19 protein-coding genes are annotated in these 19378 nt (G+C 65.9%); 8 read left to right on the forward strand and 11 right to left on the reverse strand.

The features are described 5' to 3' along the window. Nucleotides 1-48: 48 nt before the first annotated feature. A complete protein-coding gene (locus G3N97_RS13940; protein WP_205993738.1) occupies nt 49-345 on the reverse strand; it encodes an acylphosphatase in 297 nt (98 codons plus the stop codon). 179 nt (nt 346-524) lie between these two features. Here G3N97_RS13940 and hpnA point away from each other — a divergent pair, with 179 nt between their 5' ends. Both hpnA and G3N97_RS13950 read left to right on the forward strand, forming a co-directional pair. Further along, nucleotides 525-1547: a hopanoid-associated sugar epimerase gene (gene hpnA / locus G3N97_RS13945; RefSeq protein WP_205993739.1), complete on the forward strand. Its 1023-nt coding sequence runs from the start codon at nt 525-527 to the stop codon at nt 1545-1547. Nucleotides 1548-1712: 165 nt separating this feature from the next. Further along, nucleotides 1713-2417, forward strand: a complete 705-nt coding sequence (locus G3N97_RS13950) for a hypothetical protein (protein ID WP_205993740.1) — start codon at nt 1713-1715, stop codon at nt 2415-2417. A 127-nt stretch (nt 2418-2544) separates the two neighbouring features. Here the strand turns inward: G3N97_RS13950 and G3N97_RS13955 are convergent, their stop codons facing one another. Further along, nucleotides 2545-3723, reverse strand: coding sequence for a glycosyltransferase (locus G3N97_RS13955; RefSeq protein ID WP_205993741.1), 1179 nt, complete (start codon nt 3721-3723; stop codon nt 2545-2547). Beyond that, nucleotides 3720-4589, reverse strand: a complete 870-nt coding sequence (gene hpnC / locus G3N97_RS13960) for a squalene synthase HpnC (RefSeq protein WP_205993753.1) — start codon at nt 4587-4589, stop codon at nt 3720-3722. Before hpnC ends, G3N97_RS13955 begins: the two co-directional genes overlap by 4 nt. A gap of 503 nt (nt 4590-5092) precedes the next feature. Here hpnC and ispH point away from each other — a divergent pair. Continuing rightward, a complete protein-coding gene (gene ispH / locus G3N97_RS13965) occupies nt 5093-6037 on the forward strand; it encodes a 4-hydroxy-3-methylbut-2-enyl diphosphate reductase (protein WP_205993742.1) in 945 nt (314 codons plus the stop codon). A 10-nt stretch (nt 6038-6047) separates the two neighbouring features. Continuing rightward, on the forward strand, nt 6048-7199 hold the full coding sequence (hpnH, locus tag G3N97_RS13970; RefSeq protein WP_124260633.1) for an adenosyl-hopene transferase HpnH: 1152 nt from the start codon (nt 6048-6050) through the stop codon (nt 7197-7199). 130 nt (nt 7200-7329) lie between these two features. Here hpnH and G3N97_RS13975 read toward each other — a convergent pair whose 3' ends face one another. From G3N97_RS13975 to G3N97_RS13990, 4 genes are all read right to left on the reverse strand, one after another. Next, nucleotides 7330-7764, reverse strand: a complete 435-nt coding sequence (locus G3N97_RS13975; RefSeq protein WP_205993743.1) for a VOC family protein — start codon at nt 7762-7764, stop codon at nt 7330-7332. Continuing rightward, nucleotides 7761-8306, reverse strand: coding sequence for an AraC family transcriptional regulator (locus G3N97_RS13980; protein WP_065061638.1), 546 nt, complete (start codon nt 8304-8306; stop codon nt 7761-7763). The genes G3N97_RS13975 and G3N97_RS13980 overlap by 4 nt, the downstream gene beginning before the upstream one ends. 164 nt (nt 8307-8470) lie before the next feature. Beyond that, nucleotides 8471-8677 (reverse strand): YbdD/YjiX family protein, encoded by a 207-nt coding sequence (locus G3N97_RS13985; RefSeq protein ID WP_027820406.1) that lies wholly within the window; start codon nt 8675-8677, stop codon nt 8471-8473. 26 nt (nt 8678-8703) lie between these two features. Continuing rightward, nucleotides 8704-10791, reverse strand: a complete 2088-nt coding sequence (locus G3N97_RS13990) for a carbon starvation CstA family protein (protein WP_205993744.1) — start codon at nt 10789-10791, stop codon at nt 8704-8706. Between the two features lie 243 nt (nt 10792-11034). Here G3N97_RS13990 and G3N97_RS13995 point away from each other — a divergent pair, with 243 nt between their 5' ends. Further along, nucleotides 11035-12510 carry a cache domain-containing protein gene (locus G3N97_RS13995; RefSeq protein WP_205993745.1) on the forward strand — a complete coding sequence of 492 codons (1476 nt, stop codon included), beginning with the start codon at nt 11035-11037 and terminating at the stop codon, nt 12508-12510. After that, complete coding sequence (locus G3N97_RS14000; RefSeq protein ID WP_205993746.1) at nt 12507-13145, forward strand: response regulator transcription factor; 639 nt, start codon at nt 12507-12509, stop codon at nt 13143-13145. Before G3N97_RS13995 ends, G3N97_RS14000 begins: the two co-directional genes overlap by 4 nt. Nucleotides 13146-13244: 99 nt before the next feature. Here the strand turns inward: G3N97_RS14000 and G3N97_RS14005 are convergent, their stop codons facing one another. After that, nucleotides 13245-13853, reverse strand: coding sequence for an ABC transporter substrate-binding protein (locus tag G3N97_RS14005; RefSeq protein ID WP_205993747.1), 609 nt, complete (start codon nt 13851-13853; stop codon nt 13245-13247). Nucleotides 13854-14070: 217 nt separating this feature from the next. Here G3N97_RS14005 and G3N97_RS14010 point away from each other — a divergent pair, with 217 nt between their 5' ends. Together G3N97_RS14010 and G3N97_RS14015 are read left to right on the forward strand one after the other, a co-directional pair. Then, a complete protein-coding gene (locus G3N97_RS14010) occupies nt 14071-16701 on the forward strand; it encodes an MMPL family transporter (protein WP_205993748.1) in 2631 nt (876 codons plus the stop codon). After that, a complete protein-coding gene (locus G3N97_RS14015; RefSeq protein WP_205993749.1) occupies nt 16698-17762 on the forward strand; it encodes a VacJ family lipoprotein in 1065 nt (354 codons plus the stop codon). Before G3N97_RS14010 ends, G3N97_RS14015 begins: the two co-directional genes overlap by 4 nt. Before the next feature lie 134 nt (nt 17763-17896). Here the strand turns inward: G3N97_RS14015 and G3N97_RS14020 are convergent, their stop codons facing one another. From G3N97_RS14020 to G3N97_RS14030, 3 genes are all read right to left on the reverse strand, one after another. After that, nucleotides 17897-18283, reverse strand: coding sequence for a type II toxin-antitoxin system VapC family toxin (locus G3N97_RS14020; RefSeq protein WP_205993750.1), 387 nt, complete (start codon nt 18281-18283; stop codon nt 17897-17899). Beyond that, nucleotides 18280-18528, reverse strand: coding sequence for a type II toxin-antitoxin system Phd/YefM family antitoxin (locus G3N97_RS14025; RefSeq protein ID WP_205993751.1), 249 nt, complete (start codon nt 18526-18528; stop codon nt 18280-18282). The genes G3N97_RS14020 and G3N97_RS14025 overlap by 4 nt, the downstream gene beginning before the upstream one ends. 172 nt (nt 18529-18700) lie before the next feature. Further along, nucleotides 18701-19186 carry a hotdog domain-containing protein gene (locus G3N97_RS14030; RefSeq protein WP_241030570.1) on the reverse strand — a complete coding sequence of 162 codons (486 nt, stop codon included), beginning with the start codon at nt 19184-19186 and terminating at the stop codon, nt 18701-18703. Nucleotides 19187-19378 lie beyond the last annotated feature (192 nt).

Genomic DNA, 19378 nt, shown 5'->3' on the forward strand with positions numbered 1-19378 from the left:
AAAAACGGGGCGCTTTCACAAGCGCCCCGTTTTTTTCATCGACAGGATTTAGTGCTGTTCGAAGCGCTCGTAACGCTTCTCGGTGCGGCGTTCCTCGCTTTCCACCGAACTCACGCGCGCGGCGGGCGGCCCGTGACGCAGCCACGACAGCATGCGGTCCACCTGATTCGCCGAGCCCTGAATCACGGCCTCGACCGAGCCGTCCTCAAGATTGGCGACGTAGCCGCGAATGCGCAGCGCGTGCGCCTGACGCACCGTCGCGTGACGAAAACCCACGCCCTGCACCGTTCCGCGCACGCGCACGTAATACGTTTCCAGGCGTGCATCCAGATCCGGTTCGCTCATCGTTCGATCTCCTCTAACCGTGCTTGCAACTTACGGTCGGCATTGTAGACGCGATTGCCTTGAACCTGCGCCGTGACCCTGCGCGCGCACGCGCCGCCGCCGCGCCACGTACAATCCACGCCACTGCGGCGGCCGGCACCCCGGCGCGCCGCTCATCGAACCCGAAAGCGAAATCCAGAATGACCGACACTTCCCGCGCTAACAAGGACCTCGTGCTGATCACCGGCGCGTCCGGCTTCGTCGGCTCGGCCGTCGCCCGCATCGCGCTGGAAAAAGGCTTTGCCGTGCGCCTGCTGGTGCGCGCGACGAGTCCGCGCAAGAACCTCGAATCGCTCGACGTCGAGATCGTCACCGGCGACATGCGCGACGAAGCCTCGATGCGCAAAGCGCTCGACGGCGTGCGCTACCTGTTCCACGTCGCCGCCGACTATCGCCTCTGGGCGCCGGATCCGCTCGAAATCGAGCGCGCCAATCTCGAAGGCGCCGAAGCCACCATGCGCGCCGCGCTCGCGGCGGGCGTCGAGCGCATCGTCTACACGAGCAGCGTGGCCACGCTGAAGGTGACGAGTTCCGGCAATTCCGCCGACGAAACCTCGCCGCTGAAGGCCGATCAGGCGATCGGCGTGTACAAGCGCAGCAAGGTGATCGCCGAGCGCGCGGTCGAGCGCATGATCGAGCAGGACGGCCTGCCCGCCGTGATCGTCAATCCGTCGACGCCAATCGGTCCGCGCGACGTGAAGCCGACGCCCACGGGCCGCATCATCGTCGAGGCGGCGACGGGCAAGATGCCCGCGTTCGTCGACACGGGCCTGAACCTCGTGCACGTCGACGACGTCGCGAACGGTCACTTTCTCGCGCTGGAGCGCGGCCGGATCGGCGAGCGCTACATCCTCGGCGGCGAGAACCTGCCGCTGCAGCAGATGCTCGCCGATATCGCCGGGATGGTGGGCCGCAAGCCGCCGACGATCGCGCTGCCGCGCTGGCCGCTCTATCCACTCGCGATGGGCGCGGAAGCCGTGGCGCGCATCACGAAGCGCGAGCCGTTCGTGACCGTCGACGCGCTGAAGATGTCGAAAAACAAGATGTATTTCACGTCGGCGAAGGCGGAGCGCGAGCTGGGTTATCAGGCGCGGCCGTATCGCGAAGGCCTCAAGGACGCGCTCGCGTGGTTCCGCGAAGCCGGTTATCTGAACGCGAAATAAGCGCCGCCGGACCCCGTCCGGATCGACCCAAACGCCCGATCTGCGGGCTTTGGGCGGCCATCCGCGTACTTTGTTACAACTTTTGTTGCGTCATGCTTACAACGGCGGACGGGCAATGCGCGTGCGCTATGGGTAAAATCGCGGGTCTTACCAGAGAAGCCTCGCATGAATCTTCAAGACCAGATCGGCGCGCTCGAAGTGGGCGTCGATCAGCTCATCCAGGCCGTCCGCACCGCGCCCGCGCTGCATATCGTCGATACCCCGGCTGCCGGCCCGGCGCTCGCGCCGACCGACACGCCCGCGTTCGAAGCCCCGCCGAAGCTCGAAGTCCCGCCGTCGCCGTTCGAAGACGCCGCGTCCGCTGAGACTGCCTATACGCCGGCGCAGCCGTCGGCGCGCGTGGAAGCCGCGGAAACGGTAGAAGCGCCGCAGGCTGAAGCGCAAGCCGCTGAATCCGCTGAAGCCGAGCCCGCCGACGCTGTCGAGCCCGCGAACGCGCAAGCCGAAGCTGCCGAAACCGCTGATGCTGCTGAAACCGCAGCCGCCGCTCCGCTGCTCGAAGTCGGCCGCCCGTCGCAGAACGAGATCACGATGACGATCGGCGGTCAAACCGTGTCGCTGCATCCGATGCAGATCGGCCAGTTGATCGAGGAACTCGCGAACGCGCGCGCCTCGATGCAGCCCGAGCCGCCGCCCGGCATTCCGCCCGGCTGGCGCTTCGCGTCGACGAAGAATCCGACGATGGCCGTGCAGAAGCAGTCGAACGGCGACCGTCTGCTGGTGCTGCGCCATAACGGCCACGGCTGGGTGCCGTTCACGTTCTCGCCCGACATGGTCGTGCAGATGTACATGATGCTGACGCAGCGCTAAGCCGCGCCCAAGCGCCGAAACGCCGAAACGCCGAAACGCAAACGACATCGGCATAAAAAAGCCGCCGCGTGAAAACGCGGCGGCTTTTTTACTGGCGCGCGGCTCAAGGCACGCGCGCCGGAGAATCTCAGCGTCCTTGCACGGGCGCCTGCACGCGCGCCTTCCACTGGCCGCCCTTGCCGCGCCAGAAGCGCCACGCCGAAGCGAAGGTCGCGCCCACGTAGAACAGCGCGACGAGCGGCAGGAACGGCGCCCACAGCGGCGAGCGGCGATAGTACGCGAGCATCGGCGCGTAGGCGCAGCACATCAGCGCCCAGGCGAGCCACGCGGGCCAGCCCTGCGCGCCCAGCGCGAGCGCGACCACAGGCGGCGCAAGATAGATCACCGCCATGCCCAGCAACGTGCCCGCGAGCTGCCACGCCGAGTAATGCAGCTGCGTGAACGCGGTGCGCGCGATCATGTTCCAGATGTCCTTCCACGAATCGTAGGGACGCAGCGACACGCTCTTCGCCGCCACGTCCAGACGGATCGGATGATGCCCCTCGCCACGATGCTTGATGCGCGCGGCGAGGCTGCAATCGTCGATGAGTTCCGCGCGGATCGACTCGATGCCGCCCGCTTCCTCCAGCGCCGTGCGGCGCACCAGCATGCAGCCGCCCGCCGCCGCCGCCGTCTTGTTGCGCGGATTGTTGACCCACGCGAACGGATAGAGCTTGGCGAAGAAGAACACGAAGGCGGGAATCAGCGCCTTTTCCCAGAACGAGTCGCAGCGCAGACGCACCATCAGCGAAACCAGGTCGCGCTTCTCGGCCTGCGCGCGCACCACGAGTTGCGCGAGCGCGTCGGGCGGATGGCCGATGTCGGCGTCGGTGAGCAGCAGATAGTCGGCGTCCAGACCGAGCGTGCGCACGGCTTCGATGCCCTGCGACTGCGCCCAGACCTTGCCCGACCAGCCCGCAGGCAGCGGCTTCGCGGTGATGACGGTGAGCTTTTCCGGGCAGTGCAGCGCGAGCGCGGCGGCACGCGCGGCTTCGGCGGTGCCGTCGGTGCTGTGATCGTCGATCACGATCACGTGGAAGTCGCCGCCATAGTTCTGCTGGAGCAGCGAGGCGACGGCTTCGCCGATCGCGTCGGCTTCGTTGCGCGCGGGCACCACGGCGCACGCCGACGGCAAGCCCGCCGCGGGCTCGACGAGCGGCAGCGGCTCGGCCGGACGCGAGCGCCAGAAGCCACCGCGCCCGAACAGCAGCACGAGCCAGATCACCAGCGACAGGCAGGACACGGCAAAGAGAATCGTTGTCATCATGCGTTATTACTCTCGATCGAAGGCGCGCGCACGCCAACCCGGCGCGACAGCCACATGGCCGCCGTGCGCATCAGCACCACGGCCCAGTCGGATGCGCGCAGCGCGGGCCGCACGCGGAAAATATCGTAATCGGCGCGCTCGATGAGTTCGAGCACGCGCAGGCCGCCGTGCACCACGCTGCACAGTTCCAGCCCGAAGCGCCCCGGCACGCGCAGCGCGAGCGGCGCGCCGCTGAGCATCAAGCCGCGCGCTTCGTTCACTTCATGGCGCATCAGCGCGCGCCACGCGTCGTCGACGACGCCCGCGCCGATCTGCGCCTCGGTGACGTTGAAACGCTCGCGCTCGGCCTGCGGCAGGTACACGCGGCCGCGCTGCCAGTCGGCGGGCACGTCCTGCAGGAACGTAATGAGCTGCAGCGCCGTGCAGATGGAATCGGAGTCGGCGAGATTCGCGGGCGAGGCCTCGTCGATCAGCTGCAGCATCAGATGCCCGACCGGATTCGCCGAGCGGTGGCAGAAGTCGAGCAGCGTCAGGCGGTCGGCGTAACGCGTGGTGTCGATGTCCTGATCGAACGCCGACACCAGGTCGTAGAACGGCTGCAGCGGCAGGCGGCAGCGGCGCACCACGTCGGCGAGCCGCGCGAACAGCATCGGATGCACGGGCGCGGCGCGGCCTTCGGCGACGGCGTCGAGACCGTCGCGGAAGTCGGCGAGCCGCGAATGGCGCTCCTCCGGAAGCCAGTCGCCTTCGTCGGCGATGTCGTCGAGCGCGCGCGCGACATGGTAGATCACGCCGACAGGCGCGCGCAGCGCCTTCGGCAGCAACAGCTTCGCTACCGGAAATTCGTCGTAGTGGTCGGGTTCCATGGCGTCCATTGGGGTCGGTCCCGCCCGGCATCGCGATTACGCGCGGACGGCGGGGAGCGATAGTTTAAGGGTTCCGGCGTCATGTTGCACCGCGCCACCGCCGGCCGTCGGACAAAGCGCCCGCAGCCTGGCGCAGCGGCCCCGCCAGCCGTCGCCAAACCCTTCATTTGCATTACGAAAACGCGCCAAAGCCCGCCAGCCGGGCCTTGTCACCGTGTCGCCACGCGCCTGACACTTCGCTGACATCGCTTCGTCACGGGTCGAAACACGCGCGAGAAAAGAGGCCAAAACGGGGCGCTATTCGATTATCGTCGCGTGCGCGCCGCACCTTCTCGTTCGCCAACCAGCAAAGCCGGAGCGATGGGGTTAAAATGCGCGTCTGGTTTTTCCGCCATCCCCTGGCGGATCAAGCATTTACTAGCTTCTTATTAATAATGATGGCCGCGGCGAGCGGGGCTGACACGTCCCTTTCGGTAATCGCGGCAGTCGGAGTTCGCCACCTTATGCGAGTGATCCTTGCCCAACCCCGCGGCTTTTGTGCGGGGGTTGTCCGCGCGATCGAGATTGTCGATCGCGCACTGCAGAAGCACGGCGCGCCCGTCTACGTGCGCCATGAAATCGTCCACAACCGGCACGTGGTCGAGAACCTGCGTAACAAGGGCGCGCGTTTCGTGGAAGAGCTCGACGAAGTGCCCGAGGGCGCAGTCGCCATTTTCAGCGCCCACGGCGTTGCCAAGACGGTCGAACGCGCCGCCGAAGTGCGTGACCTCGACGTGCTGGACGCAACCTGTCCGCTCGTCACCAAGGTCCACGTGCAAGGCCGTCAGTACGTGGCCGCCGGCCGCACGCTGATCCTGATCGGCCACGCGGGTCACCCGGAAGTGGAAGGCACGATCGGCCAGATTCCCGGCACCGTGCTGCTGGTGCAAAGCGAAGCCGATGTCGCGAAGCTCGAACTGCCGCTCGACGCGCCGCTCGCGTACGTGACGCAAACCACGCTGTCGGTGGACGACACGCGCGGCATCATCGACGCGCTGCTCAAGCGGTTCTCCGACATCGTCGGTCCGGACACGCGTGACATCTGCTACGCCACGCAGAACCGTCAGGCCGCCGTGCGCGATCTGTCTTCGCAGGTCGATGTGCTGCTCGTCGTGGGTGCGACCAACAGCTCGAACTCGAATCGTCTGCGCGAAATCGGCAGCGAATCGGGTCTGCCGAGCTACCTCGTCGCGGACGGCTCGGAAGTGAAGGCCGAGTGGTTCGAAGGCGCACATACGGTCGGTATCACGGCCGGTGCGTCGGCGCCCGAAGAAATGGTGGAAAACGTGATCGACGCGCTGCGCGCGTTGGGGCCTGTCGAGGTGTCGACGATGGCGGGCCGTGAGGAAAAAGTCGAATTCAAGCTGCCGTCGAAGCTGCTGCAACCGCTCGTCGCGCGCGAAGTTTAAGGAGGACGTCTTGTCTATTCCGCTGCTACAAAAAGTCCGCGTTGGCGCATACATCTTCCGCCAACATTTCGGCGGCAACAAACGCTATCCGCTCGCGCTGATGCTCGAGCCGCTGTTCCGCTGCAACCTGGCCTGTAACGGCTGCGGCAAGATCGACTATCCGGATCCCATCCTGAACCAGCGTCTGTCGCTGGAAGAGTGCCTCGGCGCCGTGGACGAATGCGGTGCGCCGGTCGTGTCGATCGCAGGCGGCGAGCCGCTGCTGCACAAGGAAATGCCCCAGATCGTCAAGGGCATCATGGCGCGCAAGAAGTTCGTGTACCTGTGCACGAACGCGCTGCTCATGGAAAAGAAGATGGACGACTACGAGCCGAGCCCGTACTTCGTCTGGTCGGTTCACCTCGACGGCGACCGTGAAGCGCACGACCATTCGGTCTCGCAGGAAGGCGTGTACGACAAGTGCGTCTCGGCCATCAAGGAAGCCAAGCGCCGCGGCTTCCGCGTGAACATCAACTGCACGCTGTTCAACGACGCGCAGCCGGACCGCGTGGCGAAGTTCTTCGACACGGCTCACGCCATCGGCGTCGACGGCATCACGGTGTCGCCGGGCTACGCGTATGAGCGCGCGCCGGACCAGCAGCACTTCCTGAACCGCGACAAGACCAAGAACCTGTTCCGCGAGATCTTCAAGCGCGGCAACAACGGCAAGAAGTGGTCGTTCAGCCAGTCGAGCCTGTTCCTCGACTTCCTGGCCGGCAACCAGACCTACGAATGCACGCCGTGGGGCAACCCGGCGCGCACGGTGTTCGGCTGGCAAAAGCCGTGCTATCTGGTCGGCGAAGGTTATGTGAAGACCTTCAAGGAACTGATGGAAACGACCGAGTGGGACAAGTACGGTACGGGCAAGTACGAGAAGTGCGCGGACTGCATGGTCCACTGCGGCTTCGAGGCGACCGCCGTGATGGACACGGTCGCGCATCCGCTGAAGGCGCTGAAGGTCGCGTTGAGCGGCCCGAAGACCGAAGGCGCATTCGTGAAGGACATCCCGCTGGACACGCAACGTCCGGCTGAATACGTGTTCTCGCGTCACGTTGAGATCAAGCTCGACGAGATCAAGAACTCGGCCAAGACGAAGAAGCCGGTGACGGTCGCGGCAGGCTAAGCCATCGCGATACGTTCAGCGCGATCGCGCCGCGAGGCGCGAGGCTGAATCGAAAAAGGCGCAACGGTGCAGACCGTTGCGCCTTTTTCTTTTGGTGAACTTCGGACGTCGAACGTCGAACGTCGCGCCTTCAGTTTTTCGCCGACTGGATCATCTTCCAGCCGTTGCCCGCCGGGTCGCGGAATCCGGCGTCGATGTTGCCGTAGCGCTCAGTCGGCTCCTGCGTGAACTCGACGCCGCGCGCCGACCATTCCGAGTAAAGCGCCCGGCAGTCGGCCACGGCGAGCACGAGCGGCGGCATCGCGCCTTTGGCCACCATCGCGCGCAGCGTCTGCGCCGTGGCTTCGTCGTGCACGGGCGGACCGGGCGTGAAGAGGCCGAGCTGGAACGACGGCTGCTCCGGATGCTGGACCGTGAGCCAGCGATACGCGCCGTTACGCACGTCCGTGTGCACGCGAAAACCGAGTTTGTCGACGTAGAACGCGAGCGCCGCGTCCTGATCGTCCACGTAGATGCCCACCACATTGACGCCCTGCTGGGCGCCGCGTTCGTTACCCTGATTCATCCTGTCTCCCTGGCCTTCGGCCGCGTGCTGGTTGATGGCCGCACTGTAGCCTTCGCCGCGCGGCGGCGCTTCTCCAAAACTGCCATCGTCAGATCGGGGCGCTGCGCGGCCTTCAGCACGCAGGCGGGCACGCTGCCCGGTTCGGCCACGCTCGCGCGCGCCGCCACGCGCATGGCGCTCGGGCTCGTCCCGGTGATGTCGCGAAAGATGCGCCCGAAGGTGCCGAGGCTTTCCCAGCCCGTGGCGAAGGCGATATCGGTGATGGCGAGGTCGGTGTCGCGCAGGAGCGTGGTGGCCTGCTCGATGCGCCGGGAGAGCAGGTAGCGATGCGGCGGCAGGCCGAACGCGCGCTTGAACGAGCGCGCGAAATGCGCCTCGGAGACGCCGCTCACCGCCGCCAGCCGCCTGACGGGCCACGCTTCGTGCGAGGCGGCGTCCATGCGATCCTTCGCGCGCAACAGGCGGCGCAACAGCGCGGGATCTTCGAGCGCGTCGGCGGGCGTCGCCGATGGCGCGGCATCGAACTCTTCGCGGGCTGACATGATCGGCGGCGATCCTCGGGACACGTCCAACGGACGGGATGCGCGTAGTGTAGGCCGCTTTGCGCCGCCCATGAAAAAAGCGCGATGGCTTTCGCCCTCGCGCTTGTTTATCGACATCGGCCGCGGCTTGTTTCAGCGGCTTGTGTCCGCTTACTGCCCGCGCCTCAGCAGCATTTCCCCGCGCCCGAACCGTAACGCGCATTCTGGCGCTCGCGGAAAAACTCCTCGTAAGTCATCACCGGACGATCGGGATGCGTCGCGCGCATGTGCGCGACGTAGCCGTCGTAGTCCGGCAGACCGACCATCAGACGCATCGCCTGGCCCAGATAGCGGCCCGCGGTCTGCACGTTGTCGCGAAGTTCCGAGAACATGATGCGCTCCGTTCAGTGCGTCAGCGTCAATGCACGCGATGCGCCGCGACGGCCGCGCCGTTCGCCGGCATCGCCTCGTACGGTGTTTCCTGCACGGTCGGACGGGCGATGCGGCGCGCGCGCGCGATCGCGATCAGGCCGTACACGACGATGCTCACCACCACGAAGATGAACAGGCCCGAGAGCGCGGCATCGACATAGTCATTGAAGATCATGCGCTGCATCTGCTCGACCGACTTCGCCGGCGCGACGATCTTGCCCGCGTCGAGCGCCGCCGAAAGCTTCTGCGCATGCGCGACGAAGCTCACCTTCGGGTTGCTGTCGAAGATCTTCTGCAGGCCCGCCGTGAGCGTGCAGATGAGCAGCCACAGCGTCGGCAGCGCCGTCACCCACGCGAACTTGTCGCGCTTCATCTTGAACAGCACGACGGTCGCGAGCATCAGCGCGATGCCGGCGAGCATCTGGTTCGAGATGCCGAACAGCGGCCACAACGTGTTGATGCCGCCGAGCGGATCGACCACGCCTTGATACAGGAAGTAGCCCCACGCGGCCACGCAGAGCGCCGTGGCGATCAGGTTCGCGGGCAACGATTCCGTGCGCTTCAAAGCCGGGTGGAACGTGCCGAGCAGATCCTGCAGCATGAAGCGGCCCGCGCGCGTGCCCGCGTCGACGGCGGTCAGGATGAAGAGCGCTTCGAACAGAATCGCGAAGTGATACCAGAACGCCATCATCGCCTGGCCGCCCACGACCTGGTGCAGGATCTGCGCCATGCCGACCGCCAGCGTCGGTGCACCGCCGGCGCGCGCGACGATGGTCGTCTCGCCGACGGCCTGCGCCGTTTGCGTGAGCATGTCCGGCGTCAGCACGAAGCCCCAGTGGCCGACCGTCTGCGCCACCGCATCCGGCGTCGTGCCGAGCACGGCGAGCGGCGCGTTCATCGCGAAGTACACGCCCGGCTCGATCACCGAAGCGGCCACCAGCGCCATGATCGCGACGAACGATTCCATCAGCATCGCGCCGTAACCGATGAAGCGCGCGTTGGTTTCGTTATCGAGCAGCTTGGGCGTGGTGCCCGACGAGATCAGCGCGTGGAAGCCCGAGACCGAACCGCACGCGATCGTGATGAAGAGGAACGGGAACAGGTTGCCCGACCACACCGGTCCGCTGCCGTCGATGAACTGCGTGAACGCGGGCATCTTCAGTTCGGGCGCGACGATCAGAATGCCGATCGCGAGCGCGAGAATCGTGCCGATCTTCAGGAACGTCGAGAGGTAGTCGCGCGGCGCGAGCAGCAGCCACACCGGCAGCACCGACGCCACGAAGCCGTAACCGATCAGAATCCACGTGAGCTGCGTGCCCGTGAACGTGAACCACGCGGCGAGCGTCGGCGAATCGTGCACGTGCTGGCCGAACGCGATCGACGCCATCAGCAGAATGAAGCCGATGACCGAGATCTCGCCGATCTTGCCCGGACGGATGTAACGCACGTACAGGCCCATGAAGATCGCGATGGGAATCGTCGCGGCCACGGTGAACGTGCCCCACGGCGAGTTCGTCAGCGCCTTCACCACGATCAGCGCGAGCACCGCGAGAATGATGATCATGATGAGGAAGGTGCCGAACAGCGCGATCACGCCCGGGATCGGGCCGAGTTCCATCTTCACGAGGTCGCCGAGCGAGCGGCCGTCGCGACGCGTGGAGAGGAACAGCACCACGAAGTCCTGCACCGCGCCCGCGAACACCACGCCCGCGAGAATCCACAGCATGCCGGGCATGTAGCCCATCTGCGCGGCCAGCACCGGGCCGACCAGCGGACCCGCGCCCGCGATCGCCGCGAAGTGGTGGCCGAACAGCACGTATTTGTTGGTGGGCACGTAATCGAGCCCGTCGTTGTGGCGCACGGCCGGCGTCATGCGCAGGCCGTCGAGTTGCAGCACCTGGGTCGCGATGAAGCGGCTGTAGAAGCGGTACGCGATCAGATAGACGCACACGGCGCAGATCACGATCCACAGTGCGCTGATTCGCTCGCCGTGCGCGAGCGCAATCGTGCCGAACGCGAACGCGCCAAGTAGCGCGACGATCGTCCACACGACAAAACTGGATGTCCGACTCATGCGGTGTCTCCTGTCTTATTTATAGATTCGTTGGGTGGTCTTTGCGCGCGCCCGGCATCGGGACCGGCGCGCGACGCGCCGTGCTTCGTTTCATACTAGTCGAAGGCGGCGCGGCAGGTGGCACAGTTGCGCCACGCTATGGGCGTGTAGTATTCGCTTTCGCCTTGTGCGCCACAAGCGGACAACTACGTAAGCGAACTACGTGAAATTACGTAGGCTGAACCGCGCATCGCACCGCTCACCATGACTCTCAAGACCCGAATTTTTCTGCTCGCCGTGGTGCCGTTTCTCGCGGCCATCGCGGGGATCGGGATCGGCGTGCGCCAGCAGGCCACCGCGCTCGCGCAGACCCAGCACGCGACGATGCAGGCTGCGTACCTGTCGAGCAAGGAAATCGAACTGCGCCATTACGTTGAGCTCGCCACCAGTGCGATCGCGCCGCTTTATGCGCCGGATTCAGTGCCCGATTCCGCCGCTCAGGCCGCGCTCGCCACGCCCGGCAGCGATGCCGCGCGCCAACGTGCCGCACTCGCCGTGCTGCAGAAAATGGACTTCGGCCCCGACGGCTATTTCTTCGTCTACGACCTGCACGGGCGCTCGCTCATGCATCCGCGCGAGCCCGCGCTTGTCGGCCAGGATCTGTGGAATCTGCGCGATCCGCAAGGCTCGCTGACGATCCAGCAACTCGTGGCCGCCGCGCAGCATGGCGGCGGCTATGTGCGCTACATGTGGCATCGACCGTCGACGGGCAAGCTCGCGCCCAAGCTCGGCTATGTCGTGCCGCTGCCGCGCTGGGGCTGGATGATCGGCACGGGCATCTATCTCGACGACGTCGATTCCACGCTCGCGCATATCGACGAACGCGCCTCCGCGAATATCGAGCGCACGCTGCAATGGCTCGGCGTGATCGCGCTTGCGGGCGTGGGCGTGATCGCGCTCGGCGCGCTCGTGCTCAACGTGAGCGAGTACCGCAGCACCGACGCCAAACTCAAGCGCCTCGCGCAGCAAGTCGTCGAATCGCAGGAACAGGAGCGCGCGCGGCTGTCGCGCGAACTGCACGACGGCATCAGCCAGATGCTGGTGTCGGCGAAACTGCTGCTCGAATCGGCACTCGCGCGCTTCGAGCGCGGTGAAACGCGCGTGGCCGCGGCCGAAGCCTCGCTCGCGACCGGTCTCACGCGCCTGTCGGACACGCTGCGCGAAGTGCGGCGCATCTCGCACGCGCTGCGCCCGGCGATGCTCGACGATCTCGGCCTCGCCGCCGCGCTCGAACAGCTCACGCGCGAACTCGCGGAGGAGACGGAGATCGAGATCGGCTTCACGCTCTCGGGCGATTGCCCGCCGCGCACGCGCACCCGCACGCCGACGAGCGCCGCGCCCTTGCCCGACGCCGTCAACACCGTGCTGTTCCGCATCGCCCAGGAAGCGCTCACCAACATCGTCAAGCACGCGCAGGCGCGGCGCGCGGCGCTCACGCTGGCGGTCACGCCGCAGGCGGTGTCGCTCTCGATCGCCGACAATGGCCGCGGTTTCGACGTCGCGCACGCACTGGCCGATCCGCGCGCGGGCATGGGCCTGCGCAACATGCGCGAGCGCCTGGAGCCGCTGGGCGGTACGCTCACGGTCAGCTCGAAGCCCGGTCACACGGTCGTCAGCGCGTGGGTGCCGATCCACGCGGCCCACGTCGCCGACACAACGAACGAAGTCAGACATACATGAACGACCCCAGCAAACCGGCGCGCCTCGTGCTCGTCGACGATCATCCGCTCGTGCGCGACGGCCTGCGCGCGCGTCTCGAAGCCGTGCCGGGCCTCGAAGTCGCGGGCGAGGCGGGCAACGCCGACGAAGCGATCGACCTCGCCGCCACGCTCGAACCCGATCTCGCGCTGATGGACGTCGGCATGGCCGGCATGAACGGCATCGCGCTCGCGGGCATCTTTCACGAACGCTTTCCGGCGATCCGCGTGCTGATGCTGTCGATGCACGACAACGTCGAATACGTGACGGAAGCCGTGCGCGCGGGCGCGAGCGGCTACGTGCTCAAGGATTCGCCGGCCACGGAAATCGTGCGGGCGATCGAGGCCGTGCTCGCGGGGCAGACGTATTTCAGCGCGGGGCTGGGCGCGCGCATGATCCAGGCGTCGCTCAAGGAAACGCCCATCGAGCGCCTCACGCCGCGCGAGCGCGACATTCTCGACGCGCTCGCCGAAGGCCTCTCCAGCAAGCAGATCGCGCTGCGCGAAGGGCTGTCGGTGCGCACGGTCGAGACGCACCGGCTCAACCTGAAGCGTAAGCTCGATATCGAAGGGCAGGCGGAACTGATCAAGTTCGCGGTGGAGAACCGCAGGAAGTAGGGGACGCTCCGACGGTACAAAGCAGAACGGCGCGCCTCTTGCGAGAGCGCGCCGTTCTTTTATGCGAAGCTGCGAAGCGTAGGCCTCGCTCGTGCGAAGTTAGCTGCGCGCGTTGTGATCGATCAGGAACTTGATGAGCCCGTCGATGCCGCCCTTGGCGATCTGGTCGGCGAATTGCGTCTGATAGACCTGGATGAGCCACGCACCCATCATGTTGATGTCGTAGATCTTCCAGCCGCCGGCCGTGCGTTCGAGGCGATAGTCGATGGCGTCGTCGCCGCCGTTACTCAGCACGTGCGATTGCACGACGGTGTCTTTCGCGCTCGCGGACGTGTTCGACGGCACGAACTTGAAGGTCACCTGGGTGTCGCGCAGTTGCGCGAGCGACGAGGCATAAGTCTTCACGAGCAGGAGCTGAAATTGCTCATACAGCTTCTGCTGTTGTTCGGGCGTTGCCGTGGTCCAGGCCTTGCCGATCGCGATACGCGTGGTGCGCTGGAAGTCGGTGGCCGGCACGAAATGGGTCTCGACCACCTGGGTGATCTGTTTCATGTCGCCGCCGCGCGCTTGCGGATCGGCCTGCATGGCCTTCACGGTGCCTTCCACGGCCGCTTTGACGACGGCGTCCGGCGAGGACTGCGCGAAGGCGGCGCCCGACACGCCCGACAGGAAGGCAGCGGTGAGTAATGCGGTCAGATAACGTTTCATACGCGTTTTTGGAACAGTAAATATCAGGCGCCGACGAAGCGGGCCACTACACCGGCCTGCTCGATGGCACGTCTGGGGCTCGATCCCGCCCCGGCCGGACCAGTATAACGGCTTTGACGTTTGCGCTCGTGTGCGCGAGGCGCGCCGAGTTGGGCGAGGCCGGTATACTTGAGCGCTTCGTTCAAGAATATTAATCGCCAAGGCTCCCCTCGCCTTTATGCTGAAGCCATTCATCATTCACCTCGTCGCCTGGTCGGTTCGCCGCGCGGCGTGGGTCATCGCACTTGCGATCGTACTGGCCGTGCTGAGCGGCACGTACGTCGCGAAGCATTTCAAGATCAACACGGACGTCAGCGGCCTCGTCGAGAACAACGCCGAGTGGGCCGCGCTCAGCGACGCCAAGGACAAGGCCTTCCCGCAACGCAGCAGCTCGCTGCTCGTGGTGGTGGAAGCGCCCGCGCCCGAACTCGCCGACGCCGCCGCCGACAAGCTCGCCGACGCGCTCAAGCAGGACTCGCGCGAATTCAGCGCGGTCTCGCAGCCCGCGGGCGGCCCGTTCTTCGAGCACAACGGCCTGCTGTTCCCGTCCACGCCCACGGTGCTGTCCACCACCGGCCAGCTCGTGCAGGCGCGTCCGCTGATCAACCAGCTGGCGAAGGATCCGAGCCTCGCGGGCCTCGCGGGCACGCTGATCACCACGCTGCAACTGCCGCTCACGATCGGTCAGGTAAAGCTGCCGCAGATGGCGGGCCTGCTCGGCAGCGCCGCCGACACCGTCGACCAGGTGCTGGCGGGCAAGCCCGCCGCGTTCTCGTGGCGCGCGCTCGTCGACAAGGACGCCGCCGCGAAGCCCGCGTTTTCGTTCGTGACGGTGCAGCCGGTGCTGAACTTCGCGGCGCTCAAGGCAGGCGCGAGCGCCTCGCAGGCGATCCGCGACACGGCCGCCTCGCTGCATCTGGACACGGAATTCGGCGCGCGCGTGCGCCTGACCGGCGAACAGCCGCTCGCCGACGATGAATTCGCCTCGGTGCAGGACGGCGCCGCGCTCAACGGCGCGATCACGGCAGTGGTCGTGCTCGTGATCCTGTGGCTCGCGCTGCGCTCGGGCCGCCTGATCGGCGCGGTGCTCGTCACGCTGGTGGTCGGGCTCGTCATCACGGCGGCGCTCGGACTCCTGATGATCGGCTCGCTCAACATGCTGTCGGTCGCGTTCATGGTGCTGTTCGTGGGGCTGGGCGTCGACTTCGGCGTGCAGTTCGGCGTGAAGTATCGAGAGGAACGCTTCCAGGACGACCGGCTCGACGCCGCGCTGCTCAAGACCGCGCGCCTGATCGGCGTGCCGCTCACGCTGGCCGCCATCGCCGTCGCCGAAAGTTTCTTTTCGTTCATGCCGACCGCTTACAAAGGTCTCTCCGAACTCGGCCAGATCGCGGGCGTGGGCATGTTCGTCGCGTACTTCGCGAATATGACGCTGCTGCCCGCGCTCATCAGCGTGTTCAAGCCGAAGGGCGAGCGCGCCTCGCCGGGCTTCGCGTTCCTCGCGCCGGTCGACACCTGGCTCGCCGAGCATCGCAAGCCCGTGCTGATCGGCACGCTGATCGTCGTGCTGGGCGCGTCGCCGCTGCTGTTCCATCTGCGTTTCGACTTCAATCCGCTGCATCTGAAGGATCCGAATACGGAGTCGATGGCCACGCTGATTGCGCTGAAGAATTCGCCGGTCATCTCGATCAACGACGTGAGCGTGCTCGCGCCCACGCTCGCCGACGCGGACAAAATCGCCGCGAAGCTCTCGAAGCTGCCCGAAGTGGGCCGCGCGACCACGCTCAGCTCGCTGATTCCCGACGACCAGCAGCAAAAAATGATGCTGATTTCGAGCGCCGCGCAGCAGCTCATGCCCGCGCTGACGCAGCAGCCGTCGTCGCCGGTGACGGACGCGGTGCGCGTCGACACGCTCAAGCGCGCCGCCAACCAGCTCGCGCTCGCGGCGGGCGATCACCCGGGCCCGGGCGCCGCCGAAGCCAAGCATCTCTCGGACGGCCTGACGAAGCTCGCCAACGGCGACGCCGCCACGCGCGACCGCGCCGAAAAGGCCTTCAGCCAGCCGCTCAAGCTCGCGTTCGCGCAGCTCGAACGCCTGCTGCAGCCGTCGGAAATCACGCGCGAGAATCTGCCGGCGGCGATGGTGCAGGACTGGGTGTCGCCGGTGACGGGCGAGGCGATCGTCGATATCGCGCCGCGCGTGCCCGCGGGCGTCGATCCGAACGACGACGCCATGCTCGCGCGCTTCTCGCACGCCGTGAAGGCGGCGGAACCGAACGCCATCGGCGGCCCGATCTCGATCCTGCACTCGGCGAACGTGATCATTCTCGCGTTCCTGCAGGCGGCGGCGTGGTCGGTGCTGCTCATCACCGCGCTGCTGTGGATCACGCTGCGCCACTTCGGCGACGTGCTGCGCACGCTGATTCCGCTGCTGGTATCGGCGCTCGTGACGCTTGAGTTGTGCGTTGTGCTCGGTATCCAACTCAATTTCGCCAATATCATCGCGCTTCCCCTGATGCTCGGCGTCGGCGTCGCGTTCAAAATCTACTTTGTGATGGCCTGGCGAGCGGGTCAAACCGGCCTGCTGCATTCGAGCCTCACACACGCGGTGCTGTTCTCGGCCGCAACCACGGCCACGGCGTTCGGCAGCCTGTGGCTTTCGCATCATCCGGGCACCTCGAGCATGGGCAAACTGCTCGCGTTGTCCTTGTTCTGTACGCTGATCGGCGCCGTGGTGTTCCAGCCGGTGCTGATGGGCAAGCCGCGCGCGAAGCGCGCACGATCGCATACGCAGGGGATCGATCAATGAAGAAGAAACAAGCCGCGCTCACCATGGCGGCGGCGAGCCTGACGCTCCTCGTGACGTCGGGCTGCGCCACAGGTCCCGACCGCAAGCCGGGTGATCCGTTCGAACCGGCCAATCGCGCGATCTTTACGTTCAACGACGCGCTCGATACGCACATTGCCCAACCGATTGCGAAGGGGTATCAGAAAGTCACGCCGCAGCCGATCCGGCAAGCGATCACGAACTTCTTTTCCAACCTCGGCGACGTCAGCAATTTCGCCAACGACCTGCTGCAGCTGAAGATCACCGACGCCACCGAAGACCTCATGCGTCTCGCGATGAACTCGACCTTCGGTCTGGGCGGCCTGATCGACTTCGCCACGCCCGCGGGCCTGCCGAAGCACCATCAGGACTTTGGTCTGACGATGGGCCATTACGGCGTGCCGGCCGGTCCGTATCTGGTGCTGCCGGTGTTCGGGCCGAGCTCGGTGCGCGACGGCATCGGCATGGGCGTGGATGTGAAGTTCAACATCCTCAACTACATCGAGCCGGCGGTGCGCAATCCGATGTACATCGCGCAGTTCGTGAGCGCGCGCGCCGATCTGCTGGGCGCCACCGACCTGCTGCAACAGGCGGCGCTCGACAAGTACTCGTTCGTGCGCGACGCGTACCGCCAGCAGCGTCAATCGCTGATTCGCGGCTCGCAAAACAGCAATGCGCCGCTGCCGGATTACGGCGATCCGGGCGCCTCGGATGACAACGGCGGGGCGGGCAAGTCCGGGAACGGGCTGCCGAATTACGACGATCCGGGTGAGTCGGGCGGTGCCGGTGGTACGGCGGCTCCGGCCAAAGGCGGCGCGTCGGACAACGGTCTGCCGAACTACGAGGATCCGGGCGAGGGCAGCGCGAACGGCGCGGCTGCGGCCGGCGCGGGTGCCGGTGCGGCTGCGGCGGCCGGGACGGCGGGGGTGGCTGCTGCTGCGGCAGCGCAGGCGGCTTCGGGTGCCTCGGCGCCTGTGGCGGCTTCGGCACCGGCTGCGGCTTCGGCCACGGCGGTGCCCGCGAAGCCGGCTTCGGCGCCTTGAAGAGGCGCTGATTCCGCGATCAATTCGCGATGATTCGCGCCGCTCGAAACTCGGGCGGCGCGAGACGCAAAAAAACCCGGCCGGGGCTTTCGCCCCGCCGGGTTTTTCTTTGCCTCGCGCTCCAGGACGGAGGATCAGACCAGCACGATCGTGTCGCTGTATTTCGCGACTTGCCGGTCGTGCGTGATGAGCCGAAGCGGCTCAGTCAAGGCCTGCGCAACGAGCAACCTGTCGAATGGGTCCTGATGATGCGGCGGCAGCGCTTCAACGGCGATCGTATGCTCCGCCTCGATCGGCAAAACGCGATAACCCGCCTGCCGGAAATATTGCAGCGCCGCTTTGCCGGACACCGGCATGTCGCCACGCTGCAGCGCGAACTTGATGCCGATCTCCCAGACGCTCGCGACGCTCACGTAAATCGTGCTGGTCTCCGCCAGAATGAGTTCGCGCGCCGCAGCGGGCAGTTTCGGGCTGTCCGCGATGGCCCACAGCGCGACGTGCGTATCGAGCAGCACGTTCACGCACCGCCTCCGGTGAACAACGCTGCCACCTCGTCGTTGTGAGCGTCGATCTCGTCGGGCACCTCGAACGCGCCTTTGGCCACGCCGATACGCAGTTCGACCGGCGTGGCCGTGGCCAGCGGAACGAGACGCGCAACCGGCCGGCCGCCGCGCGCGATGATGATCTCTTTTTCGCGCCCCAGTTCAACGTCCTCGACGAGCCGGGACAGCGACGATTTGGCTTCCAGCATATTCACGTAGGTCATGTTAGCTCCTCGACACTTTACTTAGTCTAGTCTGGCTAACCCATGACATCAAGCAAACCTGCAGAGCGACGAGCCGAGACGCGCCCGCTCCCATCCGACAAAACGCAAAAAACCCGGCCGGGGCTTACGCCCCGCCGGGTTTTTTCTTTGCCTGGCGACCGCGCGAACGCGCTCAGTGCACCGCTTCGCCTTCGTTCAGCGTTTCGCGTTCGGCTTCCCGCGCTGCCGCGGCCGCCGTGGCGTCCACCGCCGTGTGCACCGTCTGGCGATAGCGCTCGTACGCTTCTTCCGCGTAGCGGATGCGGTCGCGGCCGTGCGGCGCGGGCTTGCCTTCGGCGTCCATGTTCACGAACACCATCCGCTCGATCGTCAGGATGCTCTTGCGCGTGACCTTGTTGCGCACTTCGCAGCGCAGCGTGATCGACGTGCGGCCGAAATCGGTGGCCGTCATGCCCAGTTCGATGATGTCGCCCTGACGCGCCGAGCTCACGAAGTTCACCTCCGAGATGAACTTCGTCACGACGCGCTGGTTATCGAGCTGGCAAATCGCGTAGATCGCGGCTTCTTCGTCGATCCAGCGCAGCAGGCTGCCGCCGAACAGCGTGCCGTTGGGGTTCAGATCTTCCGGCTTGACCCACTTGCGAGTATGAAAATTCATATTGGTAACTCCCTATGCGTGATCCGCCCCCAGATCAAAACCATGCGAACCTAGGGTTAACACTCAGATGGTATCAGAGATAGGGGTTTTCCCTAGACATTTCAATATTTCGCGCCAGCAACAGTGCGGCGCGAAATCGTGAATAAAGGGAACGCAGAGAGACCGGAAGGGGACCGGTGGGGCGTCAGCGCA

This window comes from Paraburkholderia sp. Ac-20347 (genome assembly GCF_017104805.1).
GTDB lineage: Bacteria > Pseudomonadota > Gammaproteobacteria > Burkholderiales > Burkholderiaceae > Paraburkholderia > Paraburkholderia tropica.